Source organism: Streptomyces sp. NPDC053665, assembly GCF_055585285.1.
Map to the genome: position 1 here is coordinate 1,232,539 of NZ_JBVJKK010000001.1, position 15,852 is coordinate 1,248,390.

The 15,852-nt window shown below is 73.8% G+C and carries 15 protein-coding genes; 5 read left to right on the plus strand and 10 right to left on the minus strand.

The features are described from left to right. Position 1: 1 nt before the first annotated feature. The 3 genes from ACZ6ZN_RS05300 to ACZ6ZN_RS05310 are packed head-to-tail and all read left to right on the plus strand — an operon-like array spanning position 2 to position 2,416. Positions 2-790: an ABC transporter ATP-binding protein gene (locus ACZ6ZN_RS05300; protein ID WP_398109655.1), complete on the plus strand. Its 789-nt coding sequence runs from the start codon at positions 2-4 to the stop codon at positions 788-790. Further along, on the plus strand, positions 777-1,670 hold the full coding sequence (locus ACZ6ZN_RS05305; RefSeq protein ID WP_451877851.1) for an ABC transporter permease: 894 nt from the start codon (positions 777-779) through the stop codon (positions 1,668-1,670). The genes ACZ6ZN_RS05300 and ACZ6ZN_RS05305 overlap by 14 nt, the downstream gene beginning before the upstream one ends. Positions 1,671-1,675: 5 nt before the next feature. After that, positions 1,676-2,416 carry a sirohydrochlorin chelatase gene (locus ACZ6ZN_RS05310; protein WP_469643189.1) on the plus strand — a complete coding sequence of 247 codons (741 nt, stop codon included), beginning with the start codon at positions 1,676-1,678 and terminating at the stop codon, positions 2,414-2,416. A gap of 67 nt (positions 2,417-2,483) precedes the next feature. On the opposite strand, the gene ACZ6ZN_RS05315 is transcribed toward ACZ6ZN_RS05310, so the two are convergent. From ACZ6ZN_RS05315 to ACZ6ZN_RS05325, 3 genes are all read right to left on the minus strand, one after another. Further along, positions 2,484-3,293: a GvpL/GvpF family gas vesicle protein gene (locus ACZ6ZN_RS05315; protein WP_469643191.1), complete on the minus strand. Its 810-nt coding sequence runs from the start codon at positions 3,291-3,293 to the stop codon at positions 2,484-2,486. Positions 3,294-3,467: 174 nt separating this feature from the next. Then, a complete protein-coding gene (locus tag ACZ6ZN_RS05320; RefSeq protein ID WP_398109659.1) occupies positions 3,468-3,842 on the minus strand; it encodes a nuclear transport factor 2 family protein in 375 nt (124 codons plus the stop codon). After that, complete coding sequence (locus tag ACZ6ZN_RS05325; RefSeq protein ID WP_451877846.1) at positions 3,835-4,383, minus strand: DUF1697 domain-containing protein; 549 nt, start codon at positions 4,381-4,383, stop codon at positions 3,835-3,837. The genes ACZ6ZN_RS05320 and ACZ6ZN_RS05325 overlap by 8 nt, the downstream gene beginning before the upstream one ends. A gap of 415 nt (positions 4,384-4,798) precedes the next feature. On the opposite strand from ACZ6ZN_RS05325, the gene ACZ6ZN_RS05330 reads away from it, so the two are divergent. After that, a complete protein-coding gene (locus ACZ6ZN_RS05330) occupies positions 4,799-7,048 on the plus strand; it encodes an MMPL family transporter (protein WP_451877845.1) in 2,250 nt (749 codons plus the stop codon). A gap of 93 nt (positions 7,049-7,141) precedes the next feature. Here the strand turns inward: ACZ6ZN_RS05330 and mgt are convergent, their stop codons facing one another. The 5 genes from mgt to ACZ6ZN_RS05355 form a co-directional block, all read right to left on the minus strand. After that, the gene (gene mgt / locus ACZ6ZN_RS05335) at positions 7,142-8,344 is read right to left on the minus strand and encodes a macrolide-inactivating glycosyltransferase (RefSeq protein ID WP_469643194.1); all 1,203 of its coding nucleotides are present in this window, start codon (positions 8,342-8,344) and stop codon (positions 7,142-7,144) included. A 49-nt stretch (positions 8,345-8,393) separates the two neighbouring features. Continuing rightward, positions 8,394-9,176 (minus strand): ErmE/ErmH/ErmO/ErmR family 23S rRNA (adenine(2058)-N(6))-methyltransferase, encoded by a 783-nt coding sequence (gene erm / locus ACZ6ZN_RS05340; RefSeq protein ID WP_469643196.1) that lies wholly within the window; start codon positions 9,174-9,176, stop codon positions 8,394-8,396. Between the two features lie 391 nt (positions 9,177-9,567). Further along, complete coding sequence (locus ACZ6ZN_RS05345; protein WP_469643198.1) at positions 9,568-10,848, minus strand: ABC transporter substrate-binding protein; 1,281 nt, start codon at positions 10,846-10,848, stop codon at positions 9,568-9,570. After that, positions 10,848-11,681, minus strand: a complete 834-nt coding sequence (locus ACZ6ZN_RS05350; protein ID WP_469643200.1) for a carbohydrate ABC transporter permease — start codon at positions 11,679-11,681, stop codon at positions 10,848-10,850. Before ACZ6ZN_RS05350 ends, ACZ6ZN_RS05345 begins: the two co-directional genes overlap by 1 nt. Beyond that, positions 11,678-12,622, minus strand: a complete 945-nt coding sequence (locus ACZ6ZN_RS05355) for a carbohydrate ABC transporter permease (RefSeq protein WP_398109664.1) — start codon at positions 12,620-12,622, stop codon at positions 11,678-11,680. The genes ACZ6ZN_RS05350 and ACZ6ZN_RS05355 overlap by 4 nt, the downstream gene beginning before the upstream one ends. A gap of 160 nt (positions 12,623-12,782) precedes the next feature. Between ACZ6ZN_RS05355 and ACZ6ZN_RS05360 the strand changes: the two genes are divergently transcribed. Further along, entirely contained in the window at positions 12,783-13,646 is an 864-nt protein-coding gene (locus ACZ6ZN_RS05360; RefSeq protein ID WP_469643202.1) for a phosphotransferase enzyme family protein, read from the plus strand. A 17-nt stretch (positions 13,647-13,663) separates the two neighbouring features. On the opposite strand, the gene ACZ6ZN_RS05365 is transcribed toward ACZ6ZN_RS05360, so the two are convergent. Together ACZ6ZN_RS05365 and ACZ6ZN_RS05370 are read right to left on the minus strand one after the other, a co-directional pair. Next, positions 13,664-14,386: a 3'-5' exonuclease gene (locus tag ACZ6ZN_RS05365; protein WP_398109666.1), complete on the minus strand. Its 723-nt coding sequence runs from the start codon at positions 14,384-14,386 to the stop codon at positions 13,664-13,666. A 127-nt stretch (positions 14,387-14,513) separates the two neighbouring features. Further along, complete coding sequence (locus tag ACZ6ZN_RS05370; RefSeq protein WP_398109667.1) at positions 14,514-15,755, minus strand: SAV2148 family HEPN domain-containing protein; 1,242 nt, start codon at positions 15,753-15,755, stop codon at positions 14,514-14,516. Between the last annotated feature and the right edge of the window lie 97 nt (positions 15,756-15,852).

The window sequence follows — 15,852 nt, forward strand, 5'->3', positions numbered from 1 at the left end:
CATGGCCACGACTCTCGCCAAGGCCGCCGAAGGCACCGAGGCGGCCACCCACGCCGCACGGATCGAGCACGTCTCGAAGTCCTTCGCCGGCCCCGCCGGACAGCAGCTCGTCCTCGACGACATCACCCTCGACGTCGCGCCCGGGGAGTTCGTCACCCTCCTGGGTGCCTCCGGCTGCGGCAAGTCCACGCTGCTCAACCTGGTGGCAGGCCTGGACCGGCCCACCGCCGGCGAGATCGTCACGGACGGCCGCCCGGCGCTGATGTTCCAGGAGCACGCGCTGTTCCCGTGGCTGACCGCGGGCAAGAACATCGAACTCGCCCTGAAGCTGCGGGGCGTGGCGAAGGCCGAGCGCCGGGAGCGGGCCGAGGAACTGCTTCAGCTCGTCCGGCTGAAGGGCGCGTACGGCAAGCGCGTCCACGAGCTGTCCGGCGGGATGCGGCAGCGGGTCGCGCTGGCCCGGGCTCTCGCCCAGGAGAGCAGGCTGCTGCTGATGGACGAGCCGTTCGCGGCGCTGGACGCCATCACGCGGGACGTGCTGCACGACGAGCTGACCCGCATCTGGCGCGAGACGCAGCTGTCGGTGCTGTTCGTCACGCACAACGTGCGCGAGGCGGTCCGGCTCGCGCAGCGCGTGGTGCTGCTGTCCTCCCGCCCGGGGCGGATCGCCCGCGAGTGGACGGTGGGCATCCCGCATCCGCGCCGCATCGAGGACACCGCCGTCGCGGAACTGTCCGTCGAGATCACCGAAGAACTGCGTGGGGAGATCCGCCGCCATGGCCAGCACTGATCAGACGACCGTCACCAAGGACGGCAGCGATCTCGCCGGACTGGAGGCGGGCCTGGACGCACTGGAGACGGTGCAGACCGGCCGCAGGCCGTTCCGGCAGACCCTGACCGAGAAGATCCTGCCGCCGGTGCTCGCCGTGGCGCTGGTGCTGGCGGTCTGGCAGGCCCTGGTCTCGTTCAGGATCGTCGACGATCCGACCAAGCTGCCCGCGCCGTCCGCGGTGTGGGACGTGGTGCACACCGCGTGGCTCGAGGGCGAACTGCTCGGCTACATCTGGACCAGCGTCTCGCGCGGCCTGCTCGGCTTCTGCCTGGCCCTGGTGATCGGCACACCGCTGGGCCTGCTCGTCGCCCGGGTGAAGTTCGTCCGCGCGGCCATCGGGCCGATCCTGTCCGGCCTGCAGTCCCTGCCCTCGGTCGCCTGGGTCCCGCCGGCGGTGATCTGGCTGGGGCTCAACAACTCGATGATGTACGCGGTGATCCTGCTCGGCGCGGTCCCGTCGATCGCCAACGGCCTGGTGTCGGGCGTGGACCAGGTGCCGCCGCTGTTCCTGCGCGCGGGCCGCACGCTCGGCGCGACCGGGCTGAAGGGCACCTGGCACATCGTCCTGCCCGCGGCGCTGCCCGGGTACGTGGCGGGCCTGAAGCAGGGCTGGGCGTTCTCCTGGCGCTCGCTGATGGCGGCCGAGATCATCGCCTCCTTCCCCGACCTGGGCGTCGGGCTGGGCCAGTTGCTGGAGAACGGCCGCAACGCCAGCGACATGGCCATGGTGTTCGAGGCCATCCTGCTCATCCTGATCGTCGGCATCGCCATCGACCTGCTGATCTTCAGTCCGCTGGAGCGGTGGGTGCTGCGCAGCCGCGGCCTGCTCGTGAAGTGAGTGACATGCTCCAGCCGCCCGTTCTCCTCGTCATCGCCCACGGCAGCCGCGACCCGCGGCACGCCGCGACCGTGCACGCCCTCGTGCGCCGGGTGCGCGCGCTGCGCCCCGGCGTGCGGGTGGAGACCGGCTTCCTGGACTTCAACGTGCCGTCCGTGGGAGGCGTGCTGGAGTCCCTGGCGGTCCAGGGCGTCCGGGACGTCGTGGCGCTGCCGCTGCTGCTCACCCGGGCCTTCCACGCCAAGGCGGACATCCCGGCGGTCCTGGCGGACGCCCCCGCGCGGCTGCGCATCCGCCAGGCGGAGGTCCTCGGCCCCTCGCCGCTGCTGGTCTCGGCCCTGGAGCGGCGGCTGTACGAGGCGGGTCTGACACCCGCCGACAAGTCCTCGACCGGGGTCGTACTGGCCTCGGCGGGGTCCTCCGACCCGGAGGCGAACGCGGTGATCGCAGCAATCGCGCGGGAGTGGCGGCACACCGGCTGGTGCGCCGTGCGGCCCGCGTTCGCCTCCGCCTCCCTTCCGCGCACGCAGGACGCGGTCCGCGAACTCCGCGCCCTCGGCTGCGCCCGGGTGGCCGTCGCCCCGTACGTCCTGGCCCCCGGCTTCCTGCCCGACCGGATCGCCCGGGGCGCGGCGGACGCGGACGTCCTCGCGGACGTCCTGGGTCCCGCGCCCGAGGTGGCGCGGGTGGTGCTGGAGCGCTACGAGGCGGCGCGCGTGCCGGCGCTGCGGGCCGCGAGCGCCTGAGCGCCCGCGGCGAGCGGCGTCACGGCGAGCGGCGTCACGGCGGGCGGCGTCACGGGGGGGGGCGGCGTCACGGCGCGGGCTCGGGCTGGAGGGCGAAGGAGTACGGGGCCCAGGGCCCGGTGACCTCCACGCGCAGTCCCGGAATGCCGCGCGCGACGGCGAGGACGCCCGTGCGGAAGGCGTCGACGCGGTCCCGGGGGACCAGGTAGGCGTCGTTGCCCAGGGCGGTGCCCGAGCCCGCCGGGCCGGTGCGTTCGGGGGTGTGGGCGACACGGTCGACGGACAGGGCGCCGGCGGTTCGGGTGAGCCGGGCGGCGCCCTCGGCGACCGCGCGCCAGGTTTCCTCCGTCCGGCGCTGCCTGCGGCGGCGGATGGCCTGGTAGGCGCGGCCGACCCCGAGCCCCGGCGCCGGCTCGTGGGTGCTGTCGGGGCCCGTCCCCGGCGGCAGGACTTCCGGGGCGGCGTGGATCCTGACGCCGAGTTCCACGTGCCCGGTGAGGCGGGTCAGCAGGGAGAGGAAGTAGTCGCGGCGGGTGTCGAGGGCCTGCCGGGCGCTGTGCTCGTCGGGGTAGACCGTGGCCAGGCGCAGGGGGAGGACGGCCGCGCCGGAGGCGACCAGGCCCGCGACCACGGTGTGATGGGAGCGGACGGTGGACTCCAGCCAGTCCAGGTCGTCCAGATGGGCCTCGAGGGGCGCCTCGCCGTAGTCCTCGTGCGGGACCGGGCCGACGGCGAAGGCCAGGGGCGGGGCGGCGGTGGCCGGGTCCACCAGACGGACCGGTTCCCCGGCGACGCCGCGCAGGTGTGCCGCCGCGGCGGCGGCCTCGGGGGTGCGGCGCAGGACCGCGTAGGCGTAGACGAGGTGGGTGTCGGTCATGCTGCGGGCTCCTGTCGCCGGCCGTGCGCTCCCTCTGGCGAGACTCCGTGTCCGTACCGTCCGTCGCCCGTAGGTACGGCCCCCGTGACCGAGCTGTTCACGCGGTCGGCGGCGGGGGCGGCATGGCCCTGCGACAGGACGGCCCTGCGACAGGAGGGAGCGCCGCCCGCCAGGTCACCCGGCGGGCGCGCCGAACGGGGTCGCCTGGTGGAAGTAGAGCCGCCACACGCCGTCCGTCCGCCGCCACAGGGAACTGCGGTGCGCGCGGCGGCCGTCGAGCTCCGTGTCGTAGACGAGGTGGACGACGTCCGGGGCGAGCCGCACCCCGCGCATGCCGGTCGTGACGGCGGGCCGGTCGCCGGCGTCGGCGGTCCCGGTCAGCAGGGCGACGATCCCGGCCCGGTCCCAGTGCCGTCCGGAGGCGCCGAACTCCTGGAAGTCCGGGTGCAGCAGCGCCTCCACCGTGCCCGGTGAGCGGCCGGTGCGCGGGTCGAGCAGGGCCAGTTCGCCCTCGACGGCCGCCCGGACGTCGCGGCCGTCCTCAGTCATCCGTCAGCTCCACGAGTTTGAGGACGGTGTTCCAGTTGCGGGTCGTGGCGATCAGGCCGCGGGTGATGCGCGGTTTGGCCAGTTGTTCGGCCAGCTTGGAGCGGCCGAGGCCGTCCGGGGCGTAGAGGTACAGGGCGCGGTCGCCGAGCCGGAACTCCTCCGGCAGGTGCGCGCTCCGGTCGATCCCGGCGAAGCGGTCGGGGGTGACGGGCGCGGAGAAGTAGGTGACGTGGAGCTGTTTCGGCTCCAGGCCGGCGGCCGGGAAGGGGCAGCTCTCCGCGATCGCCCTCAGGTAGGCGTGGTCGCGCACGATCACGTCGACGCCGAAACCGAAGTGCTGCTCGATCGCCGCCGTGATCCCGGCCGCCAGCGACTCCTCGTCCCCCTGCCCGGAGGAGAACACGGCCTGGCCGCTCTGGAGGTAGGTGCGTACGTCGCCGTGTCCGAGATCCGTCAGGAGCGCGCGCAGTTCGGCCATCGGGACCTTCCGGCTGCCGCCCACGTTGATCCCGCGCAGCAGGGCCGCGTAAGTCGTCGTCATCCGCTCACCCTAGGGGCTGCCGCCAGGCCGGGCCGGCGGGAACGCCCGCGTCCGCCGGGCGGTGCCGGCCCGGTCCGCACGGGGCCCCGAGCCGGCCGTCGTGCCCCGTGGGGGCGGGCACGACGGCCGGGCGGGCAGCTGCCCGGTCCCCGAAATTACTCACGGGTCACCACGCGGCACAACCGTCTGCCCAGGATCCACACACCCCGGCAGCCCGGAATGTCTGCCGATAGGTGTAAGGGACCACAGTCGGTGCGGGTCCTCCCCAGTGGGGAGGGGGCTCGGTCCACGGGGAGGAGACCGGGCGCGCCACTTCACCGGTCAGCACGACGAGATGGACGTCCCCGGCCCCTAGTTTCGACACGGAGGGGGGCGGCAGGGGGCCGCCGCCGAGGCACGAGGGGGCAGACCCGCCATGGGGAACGGAGAAGCACGGGTACGGGGGTTCGCCGCCCGGGCCGGCGGCTGGAGCGCCCGGCACCGATGGGCCGCCGTCGGCATCTGGGTCCTGTTCGTCGTCCTGGCCATGGGGCTCGGTTCGGCGGCCGGCCGGGTCGACGTCAAGGACAGCGACCAGTTGAAGGGCGAGACGCACACCGCCGCGCGGATCGTCGAGGACGCCGGGATCGAGGAACCGGCCGGCGAGACCGTCCTGATCCAGGCCAGAGGCGGTGATCTGAAGGCGACGGACGCCGAGTTCCGCGACGCCGTCACGGCGGTCGTCACGGCCGTGGAGGGCACCGGCAGGGTCACCGACGTGACCTCCCCGTACGAGGCGAAGACGATCTCCAGGGACGGGCGCAGCGCACTCGTCCAGTTCGACATGCGCGGCCCGTCCGACACCGCCGGTGAGCGGGTCGAGCCGGTGCTGAAGGCCGTCGAGGGGGTGCAGGAGGACCACGCGGCGGTGCGGATCGAGGAGATCGGCGGCGCCAGCATGATGAAGACGTTCGACGACGCGTTCGGCGACGACTTCAAGAAGGCCGAGTACTCGGCGGTGCCGGTCGCGCTCGGCATCCTGCTGATCGCGTTCGGGGCGCTGGTCGCCGCGCTGCTGCCGGTGGCGCTCGCCGTCACCGCGATCATGGCGACGATGGGCCTGATGGGCGTCGTCAGTCACGTGATGCCGATGAGCGAGACCGCCAACTCCGTGATGCTGCTGGTCGGCATGGCGGTCGGCGTCGACTACTGCCTGTTCTACCTGCGCCGGGAGCGCGAGGAACGCGAGGCCGGGCGGGACGCGCAGACGGCGCTGCGGATCGCCGCCGCCACCAGCGGCCGGGCGATCGTGGTCTCGGGCGTCACTGTGTGCGTGGCCATGGCGGGCATGCTGTTCACCGGACTCGCCGAGTTCGAGGCGATGGGCCTCGCCTCGCTGATGGTGGTCGCCGTGGCCATGGTCGGGTCCGTGACCGTGCTGCCGGCCCTGCTGTCGCTGCTCGGCGAGCGGGTGGAGAAGGGCCGCCTCCCGTTCCTGCGCCGGCGCAGGCGGGGCGCCCGCGGGGACAGCAGGTTCTGGACGGCCGTGCTGCGGCGCGTCCTGGCCCGTCCGGTGGTCGCCGTGGCGGTGGCGGCCGGTGCGCTGCTGGCCATCGCGGCCCCCGCACTCGGCATGAAGACGCAACAGCTCACGCTGGACCAGGAGTTCGGCGACTCGCTGCCGATCGTGCAGACGTACAACCGGCTCAACGAGGCCTTCCCGGGCGGTTCGGAACCGGCCGAGGTGGTCGTCAAGGCGCACGACATCAACGCGCCGGAGGTGAAGGCGGCGCTGGCCGGCTTCCGTGACCGGGCGATCAGTTCGGGTGCCTCCCGCGGCCCGGTGGAGATCAAGCTGCACGACGCGCAGAACGTGGCGTTCGTCTACGTCCCGCTGGTGGGCGGCTCCGACCTGGACCAGGCGGGGGTGAGTCTGGACAAGCTGCGCGACGAGGTGCGTCCGGCCACGCTCGGCAAGGTGGAGGGGCTGGAGGCGCCGATCACCGGGCAGGTGGCCGGGTCGAAGGACTTCAACGACCAACTGGCCGGCGCGGTTGTGCCCGTGTTCGCGTTCGTGGTGGTGTTCGCCTTCGCGCTGATGCTGCTGTCGTTCCGCTCGCTGACGATCGCGCTGACGTCGATCGTGCTGAACCTGCTGTCGGTGGGCGCCGCGTACGGCATCCTCGTGGCGGTCTTCCAGCACGGCTGGGGCGCGTCGCTGGTCGGTGCGGAGGGCGTCGGCGCGATCATCACCTGGCTGCCGCTGTTCCTGTTCGTGATCCTGTTCGGCCTGTCGATGGACTACCACGTGTTCGTGGTGTCCCGGATCCGTGAGGCGCGGCTGCGCGGGCTGACGACGAAGGACGCGATCCGGCACGGTGTGGTCACCACGGCCGGGGTCGTCACGAGTGCCGCGGTCATCATGGTCGCCGTGTTCGCCATCTTCGGGACGCTGTCCATGCAGTCCATGAAGCAGATGGGCGTGGGTCTCGCGGCGGCGGTCCTCATCGACGCGACGATCATCCGGGGCGTGCTGCTCCCGGCGGTGATGGCCCTGCTCGGGGAGCGCAACTGGTACCTGCCGAAGTGGCTGCACCGGATGCCCGACCTCACGCACGACGAGGCGCCGCAGGCGGTCGCGCGGGCGGCGGCACGCGACGACGAGGGCGAACCGCTCAGGGTGTGAGGCGGAACCCTGCTGCGCGGCGGGTCCGTCCGGTTCACAGAACCGGACGGACCCGCTTCGGCGAACCGGCCGGTCCCGCTACGGCATGTTCCGTCAGGCGTGACGTACGCGCAGTTCCGCCTCGATCAGATCCGCCGCGCGCCGCGTGCCGCCCTCCCGGGCCGTTTCCGCCTGGATCTCCTTCAGGCGCCGGGCGACCTCCGGGTCGCCGACGAGGGCGAGGGCCGCTTCGCGCAACGCCTCTCCGGTCGCCTGCTCGGTCGGCAGGTACCGGGCGACGCCCAGCGCCTGGAGCATCTCGGCGTTGCCGAACTGGTCCACGGCCTGCGGTACGGCGATCATCGGCGTGGCCGTGGCCAGGCCCTCCTGGCTGCCGCCCGCGCCGGCGTGCGTGACGAACAGGTCCGCCTGCCTCAGCACGGCCAGTTGCGGCACCCAGGAGTGCACCTCGACGTTCGCGGGGACGTCCCCGAGGACGGCAGGGTCGATGTGCCTGCCGATGGAGAGCACCAGGTGCCAGTCCGGCAGGCCGCCGAAGGCCCGCACGCACTCCCGGTAGAAACCGGCCTGCTTGGTGAAGGCGGACCCGAGCGAGACCAGCGCGACCTTCCCGGCCCCGGCCGGCCGCCGCCAGTCGCCCTCGGCGGTGCGGTCGCCCTGGCAGGCGCCGACGAAGGAGTACACGCGCTCGTCGACCCGGTCCGCGTTCGGCTGGAGCGCCTTGGGGATCAGGACGATCGACCGGTCGGGCCGGCCCGCGAACGCGTCGGGGTGCAGCGCGATGCCGTTCTCCTCCAGCCAGGCGCCGAAACGGGCGTAGTAGGCGCGGCCGCGCTCGGTCTTCCTCGGCTCCTCCCACAGGGGCTCGGCGACCTCCTGCTCGTACCCCTCCCAGGCGACCATGGCCGGGGAGAGGGAGATCGCGGGCACGCCCCAGCGGTGGGCGAGCACCCGGCCCGGGTACGAGGCGATGTCGTGCAGGACGAGGTCCGGCTCATCGCCCTCGTACGCCTCGGCCAGCTGCGGGAGGGCCTGGATCGCGTCGTCGAGGAACGGCTCCACGTTGTCCAGCAGCGTGCTCCCCCACGCCTCGGGGTCGTCGTCGGGCGAGGGCAGCGTCGAGGTCCAGGGCTTCACCTCGGCACCGGTTTCGGCGACCTTCCCGGCGAACACCGGCGGGATCGCGTAGGTCACCCGGTGCCCGCGGGCCACGAGTTCGCGGATCACCTCCAGGCTGGGGTTCACGTGGCCGTGGGCGGCGATGGAGAACATGGCGATGTGCGCGCGACGGGTCATGCCGGAGACCCTAGGCGAGACGATACGTCTCGTGCAACCTGGTTTCCGCTCACGGGAGCAGCACCTCGTGCAGCCGCAGCCACCGTGCCGGGTCCACCTCGCCCACCAGCACGCCCCGATCCAGACCCGCCGCCCGAAAGGCGGCGTCGACCCGGCGTCGCGGATGGGTCCGGCGCAGCGACGCGTGCAGGGAGCCGCCGACCCCCGAGAAGCCGAGTTCGAACAGCGAGCGCCAGCCGGGCAGGGCGCCGGCGTCGAGCAGCGGGGCCGCCCGCCGCTCGATGCGCAGCACCCCGGCGTCCACACGCGGCACCGGCCGGAAACTGCGCCGGCCGATCCGGCCGAGCAGCCGCCAGGAGTGGCGGGGCCGGCTGCGGACCGTCAGCAGCGTCCAGCTGCCGTAGTCACCGGTGCGCCGGCGGGCGTACTCGAGCTGGGTGAGGAGCGTGGCATCGGTCAGGGCGGGGGCGCGCAGGCACCAGTCGACGACCTCGGCGGTCCGGGAGAACGGCACGTTCCCGGCGACCGAGAAGTCCGTACGCGGCGGCCGCACGGCCAGGAAGTCCCCGGCGACGACGTGGACGCCCGGGCTGCCGGAGAACCGGGCGCGCAGCCCCGGCACGAGCCGCGCGTCGATCTCGTACGCGCGCAGCTCGCCGCAGCGACGGGCGAGGGGCGCGGTCAACGCGCCCTTGCCCGCGCCGACTTCGAGCAGGAGCGGGACGGTTCCGGCGCGCGGGACGGCGAGCCGGGCGAAGCGTTCGGCGGCGGCGCGGTCGGCGAGGAAGTTCTGCGAGAGCGCGCGGGAGGACGGGGTGAGGGGGCGGCCCATGGGCTGCGGTCCTTGTCTTCCGGAGGGAGAAGGGCGGACGAGGGCCCTGACCGGAAGAAAGGTGGGAGGGAGAGATCGCGCGGCGCCGGGATCGGCGGCTCAGCGGCGGTCGGTGCTGCTCCCCGGGCCGGTCAGGGCTCCGGGGCGGCGGCGCGTCCTGGCGGCGTGCGCACAGCCCCGGCCGTGACCGGTGAGGTGGATGGCGTTGATACCCACGGACAGCACGCCAGGCCGGGCTCGGTGGGCGGACAACGGGTTTTCGCGGCAGGGGGAGCCGACCACCCGCCGGGAGACGCCGGGACCGGCCGGCAGGGCGGCGGGGCGGCGGGACGGCACCCGCCGTCGGGAGGGTCTCCCGCCGGGCAGCGGGGCGGGGCTCGCCGGGGCCGGGTCAGCGCTGGTACCGGGCGAGGACCAGGTTGCCGTCCCTCTCCAGCCGTCTGCGCACCTCGCCGAGGCCGATGGCCCCGCTGTAGTACTCCTGGAGTGCCGGTGTCGCCACCTTGTCCTTCCACTCCGGGTAGCCCCGGACCGTCTGCGCGGGAGCCGGGCGCAGGTGCCCGGCCAGGGCGGTGCCGGTGGCCCAGCCGTACCGGGTGGTGCGCAGCGCCGGGTGCCGCAGGGCCTCGGTGCCGGTCGGCAGCATCCAGTCGCCGAGGGCGAGACGGACCATGTTGTCCGGGCGCAGCAGGAAGTCCAGGAACGCGGCGGCCTCGCGCTTGTGCGGGCAGTCCTCGGCGATGGACAGGGTCTGGGGACTGACGCCCTGGGTGAGTCCGTCGGCGCCGGCCGGGGCGGGCAGCACCCGCCACGCGAAGCCCTTCGGTGCCTGCTGGACGATCTGCTGCCGGTAGGAGAAGCCCAGCGGGACCATGGCGTGGCGGCCGCCGAAGAAGCCGGGCAGGGTGTCCGAGCCGCCGCTGCCCAGGGTGGTCGGTGAGGCGCTGCGGTCGGTGTTCACCTGCTCGTGCACGGTGCGCGGCACGACCTGGTCGGCCTCGTCGAAGCGGACGGTGACCTTGCCGTCGGGCCCGCGGTGGAAGAGCCGGCCGCCCTCCGACAGCGAGAGGTTGAGCGTGGCGGAGACGGGCTCCTTGAGCGGCCAGGCGACGCCGTACTTCCCCGGGCCGCTCAGGCGCGCGGTGATCCGGCGGAATTCGGCCCAGCTCCACGGCCGTTCGGGCGTCGGGATGCGCACCCCCGCCCGCTCCAGCCACGCCGAGTTCGCGATCAGCACGCGCGGTTCCTGAAGGAACGGCACGCCGTAGACGCCGTCCCCGAACGTGGTGGTCGCCCAGCTGCGCCGCGGGATGTCCTCGGTGAGCCGGGCGGGCAGCAGACCGGTGAGGTCGGCCAGGTGGCCGCCGTAGGCGAAGTCCGCGAGGTCGTCGGAGGCGTCGTGGATGATGTCGGGCGCCTCGCCGCCCTCGAAGGCGGTGAGGAGCTGGTCGTGGACGCTGTCCCAGCTGCCCTGCACGTACTCGACGCGCACCCGGGGGTGGCCGGCGTTCCACTCCTCCACCAGTGCCTCGGTGGCCCGGACGGACTCCTCCTGCCAGGCCAGGGACTGGAAGCGGAGGGTGATGCGGCCGTCGTCGTCGCGGACGCCGCCGGCGGAGCAGCCCGCGAGGAGCAGCAGCGTCAGGACGAGGGGAAGAAGACGGGCGCGCATCAGCTCTTCACCGCCCCGGTGAGCATGCCGCCGGTGATGCGCCGCTGGACGATCGCGAAGACGACCAGGGAGGGCAGGGTCGCGAGGAACGCGGCGGCGGCCAGCGGCCCGAGGTCGGCGACGCCCTCCGCGCCGATGAAGTGGGTGAGCACGACCGGCAGCGTCTGCTTCTCCGGTGTCTTGAGCAGCACCAGCGCGAAGAAGAACTCGTTCCACGCGGTGATGAAGGCGAACAGCCCGGTCGCCACGATGCCCGGCGCGAGCAGGGGCGCGGTGACCGAGACCAGGGTCCGCATTCGGCCCGCCCCGTCGACGGCGGCGGCCTCCTCCAGCTCGGGCGGCACGGCCCGGACGTACCCGGTGAGCATCCACAGCGCGAAGGGCAGGGCCCACACCACGTACACCAGCACCAGCCCCGCCGCGGAGTCGATCAGCCGGAGGTTCTTCAGCACCAGGAACAGCGGGATGATCAGCAGCACGAACGGGAAGGCCTGGCTGACCACCACCCAGCCCGTCACCGCCCGGGCGAGCCGGGTGCGGCGCCGGGCGAGCACGTAGGCCATGGGCGTGGCGATCACGACAGCGACGACCGCCGCCGATGCCGCGGCCAGCAGGGAGTTGAGGGCGGCGTGCAGCAGCGGCTGCTCGTCGAAGGCCTGGCGGAAGTTGTCCAGGGTGGGGTCGCGCGGGATCCAGGTGGGGTGCAGGCTGCCCAGCTCGCGCGGCGGCTTGAACGCGGTGGAGACGAGCCACAGGAACGGGAAGGCCAGGAAGACGAGGTAGGCGAGCAGCGCGGTGTACTGGCCGGCGCGGGCCGGGGTGCTGGTCCTCACGTGCCGTCACCCGCCCTCAGGCGCCCGGCCAGGAACACCGCCAGCGCGATCGAGACGAGGGCCACCATCACGCAGCCCATCGCCGCCGCGTAGCCGAACTGCCCGTAGCGGAAGGCCTCCTCGTAGGCGAACAGCATCGGCAGGCGGGTCCGCCCGCCCGGGCCGCCGCTGGTGAGGACGTAGACCAGGGCGAAGGAGTTGAAGTTCCAGATGAGGTTGAGGGCCGTGACGGCCAGGGCGACGGGTCTCAGGGCGGGCCAGGTGACCGTGCGGAAGCGGCGCCAGGCGCCCGCGCCGTCGACCGCCGCGGCCTCGTGGAGTTCGCGCGGGGTGTTCTGCAGCCCGGCGAGCAGGGCGACCGTCGTCTGCGGCATGCCCGCCCAGACGCCCACGAGGATCACCGCGGGCAGGGCGGTGGCCAGGCCGCTGAGCCAGTCCCGCCCGCCGCCCAGCCCGACGTCGCGCAGGGTCTCGTTCAGCACTCCCGCGTCGGGGTGGTAGACCAGCCGCCACATGACGCCGACGACCACCTCGGGCATGGCCCAGGGGACGATCGCCAGGGCGCGGGCCAGCCAGCGGAGCCTGAGGTCCTGGTCGAGCAGCAGGGCGAGCCCCAGGGCGAGCAGGAACTGCGGCACGGTCACCCCGACCGCCCAGACCAGCCCGATCCGGAACGACTCCCAGAACAAGGTGTCGTGCAGCAGGTCGCGGAAGTTGAGGGCGCCGATCCACTGCGTGGCGCGGGTCCGGCCCGACTGGGCGTCGGTGAAGGCCAGCAGCACGCCGTACAGCAGGGGGCCGACGCTCAGGACGAGGATCGGGATCAGGGCGGGCAGCACCAGGAACCAGGCACCGTGGTCGACGGCCCGCCGGGACGGGGCCCGGCCGGGCCCGGGGCCCGCCTGCCGGCCCGGGGGCCGCGCCTCGGTCACGGACGTCACGGAATCAGCCCCTCTGTGCGGCTCGGCCGGCCCGCTCATGGTCGTGAAGGCCGTCCGCCTCGTCAAGGGAGCACACATGCCCTGTGACCTGTACCGATGCGACACTGTCGACGGCGGTGGCCGGAAAGGGCGGCCCCGGCACGGACGACGGAGGCGGACGATGGACGAGGCACGGGCGCGAGACGTACTGGCCGGGGCCGGGGTGCTGCCCGGCACGGCACGCGAGGCGCGGCTGCTGGCCCTGGGCGAGAACGCGGTGTTCGCCGCGGGTGACCTGGTCGTCAAGGTCGGCCGGGACACCGAGCTGCTGGACCGGGCCCGCCACGAACTGGAGGTCGCGGCATGGCTCGCCGGGGCCGGTGTGCCGGCGGTGCGGGCGGCCGAGCCGGAGGCGCTGCTCGTCGACGGGCACCCGGTGACGGTCTGGCACCGGCTGCAGGACGCCGTACGGCCCGCCGAGCCGCGGGATCTGGCCGAACTGCTGCGGATCGTGCACGCCACGCCTCTTCCTCCTTTCACGCTGCCGGCCCGGGACCTGCTGGGCGGGGTGGAGCGGTGGCTGCGGCTCGCCGGGGACGCGGTCGACCCGGTGGACGCGGCCTATCTGCGGGCCCGGCGGGACGGGTTCGCCGCGCAGGCCGCCGCCCTGACACCGCAGCTGCCGCCGGGGCCGATCCACGGGGACGCCCTGCCGCGCAACGTCCACGTCGGGCCGGACGGCCCGGTCCTGGTGGACCTGGAGACGGTCTCCGCCGACCTGCGCGAGCACGACCTGGTGGTGATGGCGCTGTCCCACGACCGGTACGGGCTGCCGGATGCGGACTACGCGTCCTTCACCCGCGCCTACGGCTGGGACGTGCGCGAGTGGGAGGGCTGTTCGGTGCTGCGCGGGGCGCGGGAGACGGCCAGTTGCGCATGGGTCGCGCAGCACGCGCCCGGCAACCCGAAGGCACGCGCCGAGTTCGAGCGGCGCGTGACGTCGCTGCGCGAGGGGGACGAGACCGTGCGGTGGTATCCGTTCTGACCGAGCCGCCCGGCCGTTCAGACCGGTTCGCCGGCCAACTCCCGCAGGGGCCACGCCCCGTCGACGCGGGCCGCCGGGTCGCCCTTGGCGCGCAGGAAGTCCTGGAAGTCCGCCGCCCACTGCGCGTGCCACTCGATCTGGCGGTGGTGCAGGTCCGCCGGGCCGAGCATCGCGATCTTGGGGTGGCGGTCGGCTATCGCGCCCGCCAGACGGGCCGCGGCCAGGGCGTCCGCCAGGGCGTCGTGCGCCGCGTCCAGGACGACGCCGTACTCCGCGCAGACCGCTTCGAGGTTGCGTTTGCCGCGGCGGTAGCGGTCGACCCGGCGGTCGATGGTGTACGGGTCGATGACCGGGGCCGGGTCGGCGCCGCCCAGCCGCTCACGCAGGGACGGCAGGCCGTGGCGTCTCAACTCGGCGGAGAGCAGGGTGAGATCGAAGGTCGCGTTGTAGGCGACGACCGGCACGCCCGCCTTCCAGTAAGAGGTGAGGACGTCCGCGAGGGCGTCCGCCACCCGGTCGGCCGGTCTGCCCTCGGCGGCCGCCCGCTCGCTGCTGATGCCGTGCACCGCCACCGCGTCCTCGGGGATCGGCACCCCCGGGTCGGCGAGCCACTCGCGGCGGCCCCCCGGCTCCCCGCCCCGGACCTCGATCACGGCCCCCGTGACGATGCGCGCCTCGCGCGGATCCGTGCCCGTCGTCTCCAGGTCGAAGCCGATCAGCAGCTCCCGGTGCCAGCCCATGGACGGGCCCCCCTTCTTGTGGTGCGTTCCCCCAGTGGTCCCCACCTTCCCACGCACCACTGACAATCGAAGGACCGCGCTCCGCTTCCACGGGGCCCCGCGGGCGGCCGCCTGGCGCCCGGGGGGCTCACGACACGGGTCGCGAATCCGCCCACATCACCTCGAACTCCTCGCGATAGGTGGGGAAGAGTCCGCTTTCGTCGCTCTCACCCGGCTTGACCACCCTGCCGCTGTTGCGCAGCACGAACACGGGCGCCTCCATGCCCCGGGTGCGGCGCAGGTAGTTCTGCACGACCGCGATGCCGTCCGCCCCGTCGCCGTCGACGAGGTAGGCGGTGAAGCGGGGCGTCTCGTCGAAGACCTGGATCTCGAAGGCCCCCGGGTCGCGCAGCCGCGCGCGCACCCGGCGCATGTGCAGGATGTTCATCTCCACGGCCCGGCCGAGCTCGCCGCGCTTGATGCCGAGCTCCCGCTCGCGCCGCTTGACCGCGCTGGAGGCCGGGTTGAGGAACAGCAGCCGGACGCGGCAGCCGGACTCGGCCAGCCGCACCAGGCGCCGGCCGGAGAAGTTCTGCACGAGCAGGTTGAGGCCGATGCCGATGGCGTCGAGGCGGCGGGCGCCGCCGAAGATGTCCTCGGCCGGGAACTGCCGCATCAGCCGCACACGGTCCGAGTGGACGGCGACGACGTCGGCGTAGCGGTCGCCGACCAGGTCCTCGACGGCGTCGACGGGCAGCCGCCGGGCGGAGGGCACGTCACCGCCCGCGCCGAGCATCTCCAGCAGGCGGGCCGAGGCGCGCTCGGCCTGGTTCAGCACCGCCTCGGACAGGGCCCGGTTGCGGGAGACGACGTTGCGGGTCACCTCGAGCTCGTCCAGGGCGAGTTCGACGTCACGCCGGTCGTCGAAGTAGGGCTCGAAGCAGGGCCAGTGCTGCACCATCAGCTCGCGTAGCTGGGGCAGGGTGAGGAAGGAGAGCACGTTGTCGTCGGCCGGGTCGAGCAGATAGCCCTTGCGGCGGCTGACCTCGCGGACCGCGACCGCCCGCTGCACCCACTCCTGGCCCGCCGGGCCGGCCGCGGCCACCACCCAGTCCTCGCCGTGGACGGGCTCGTAGACGGGACGCAGCACGGCGGCGACGACCGCGCGCAGCCGCTGCTCGACGAGGTTCAGCCAGATGTAGGCCCGGCCGGCCCGCTGGGCCCGGGTGCGGACCTCGCGCCAGGCGTCGGCGCCCCAGTCCAGCTCCGGGCCGATCGAGCCCGCCGCGTCCATCGGCCGGGCCAGGGACACGGCACCGGGCGGGACGTCTGCGGAGCTCCCCTCGTGACCCGCGTCACCAGGGGGCAGCTCCAGCCCTCCCGAGCCCACCCGCGCACCGCCTTCCGCTCCCCCGAGCTCTGCCGAGGGGCCCGGCGTCGCACGTCCCGGAGCCCCACCCAACGATCAAGGAAGGGTACTCCGGGAG

What these genes read in the sequence shown, in the direction of transcription:
- ACZ6ZN_RS05300 (WP_398109655.1), top strand. Translation starts at nt 2, where the DNA reads ATGGCCACGACTCTCGCCAAGGCCGCCGAAGGCACCGAGGCGGCCACC.
- ACZ6ZN_RS05305 (WP_451877851.1), top strand. Translation starts at nt 777, where the DNA reads ATGGCCAGCACTGATCAGACGACCGTCACCAAGGACGGCAGCGATCTC.
- ACZ6ZN_RS05310 (WP_469643189.1), top strand. Translation starts at nt 1,676, where the DNA reads ATGCTCCAGCCGCCCGTTCTCCTCGTCATCGCCCACGGCAGCCGCGAC.
- ACZ6ZN_RS05315 (WP_469643191.1), bottom strand. Translation starts at nt 3,293, where the DNA reads ATGACCGACACCCACCTCGTCTACGCCTACGCGGTCCTGCGCCGCACC.
- ACZ6ZN_RS05320 (WP_398109659.1), bottom strand. Translation starts at nt 3,842, where the DNA reads ATGACTGAGGACGGCCGCGACGTCCGGGCGGCCGTCGAGGGCGAACTG.
- ACZ6ZN_RS05325 (WP_451877846.1), bottom strand. Translation starts at nt 4,383, where the DNA reads ATGACGACGACTTACGCGGCCCTGCTGCGCGGGATCAACGTGGGCGGC.
- ACZ6ZN_RS05330 (WP_451877845.1), top strand. Translation starts at nt 4,799, where the DNA reads ATGGGGAACGGAGAAGCACGGGTACGGGGGTTCGCCGCCCGGGCCGGC.
- mgt (WP_469643194.1), bottom strand. Translation starts at nt 8,344, where the DNA reads ATGACCCGTCGCGCGCACATCGCCATGTTCTCCATCGCCGCCCACGGC.
- erm (WP_469643196.1), bottom strand. Translation starts at nt 9,176, where the DNA reads ATGGGCCGCCCCCTCACCCCGTCCTCCCGCGCGCTCTCGCAGAACTTC.
- ACZ6ZN_RS05345 (WP_469643198.1), bottom strand. Translation starts at nt 10,848, where the DNA reads ATGCGCGCCCGTCTTCTTCCCCTCGTCCTGACGCTGCTGCTCCTCGCG.
- ACZ6ZN_RS05360 (WP_469643202.1), top strand. Translation starts at nt 12,783, where the DNA reads ATGGACGAGGCACGGGCGCGAGACGTACTGGCCGGGGCCGGGGTGCTG.
- ACZ6ZN_RS05365 (WP_398109666.1), bottom strand. Translation starts at nt 14,386, where the DNA reads ATGGGCTGGCACCGGGAGCTGCTGATCGGCTTCGACCTGGAGACGACG.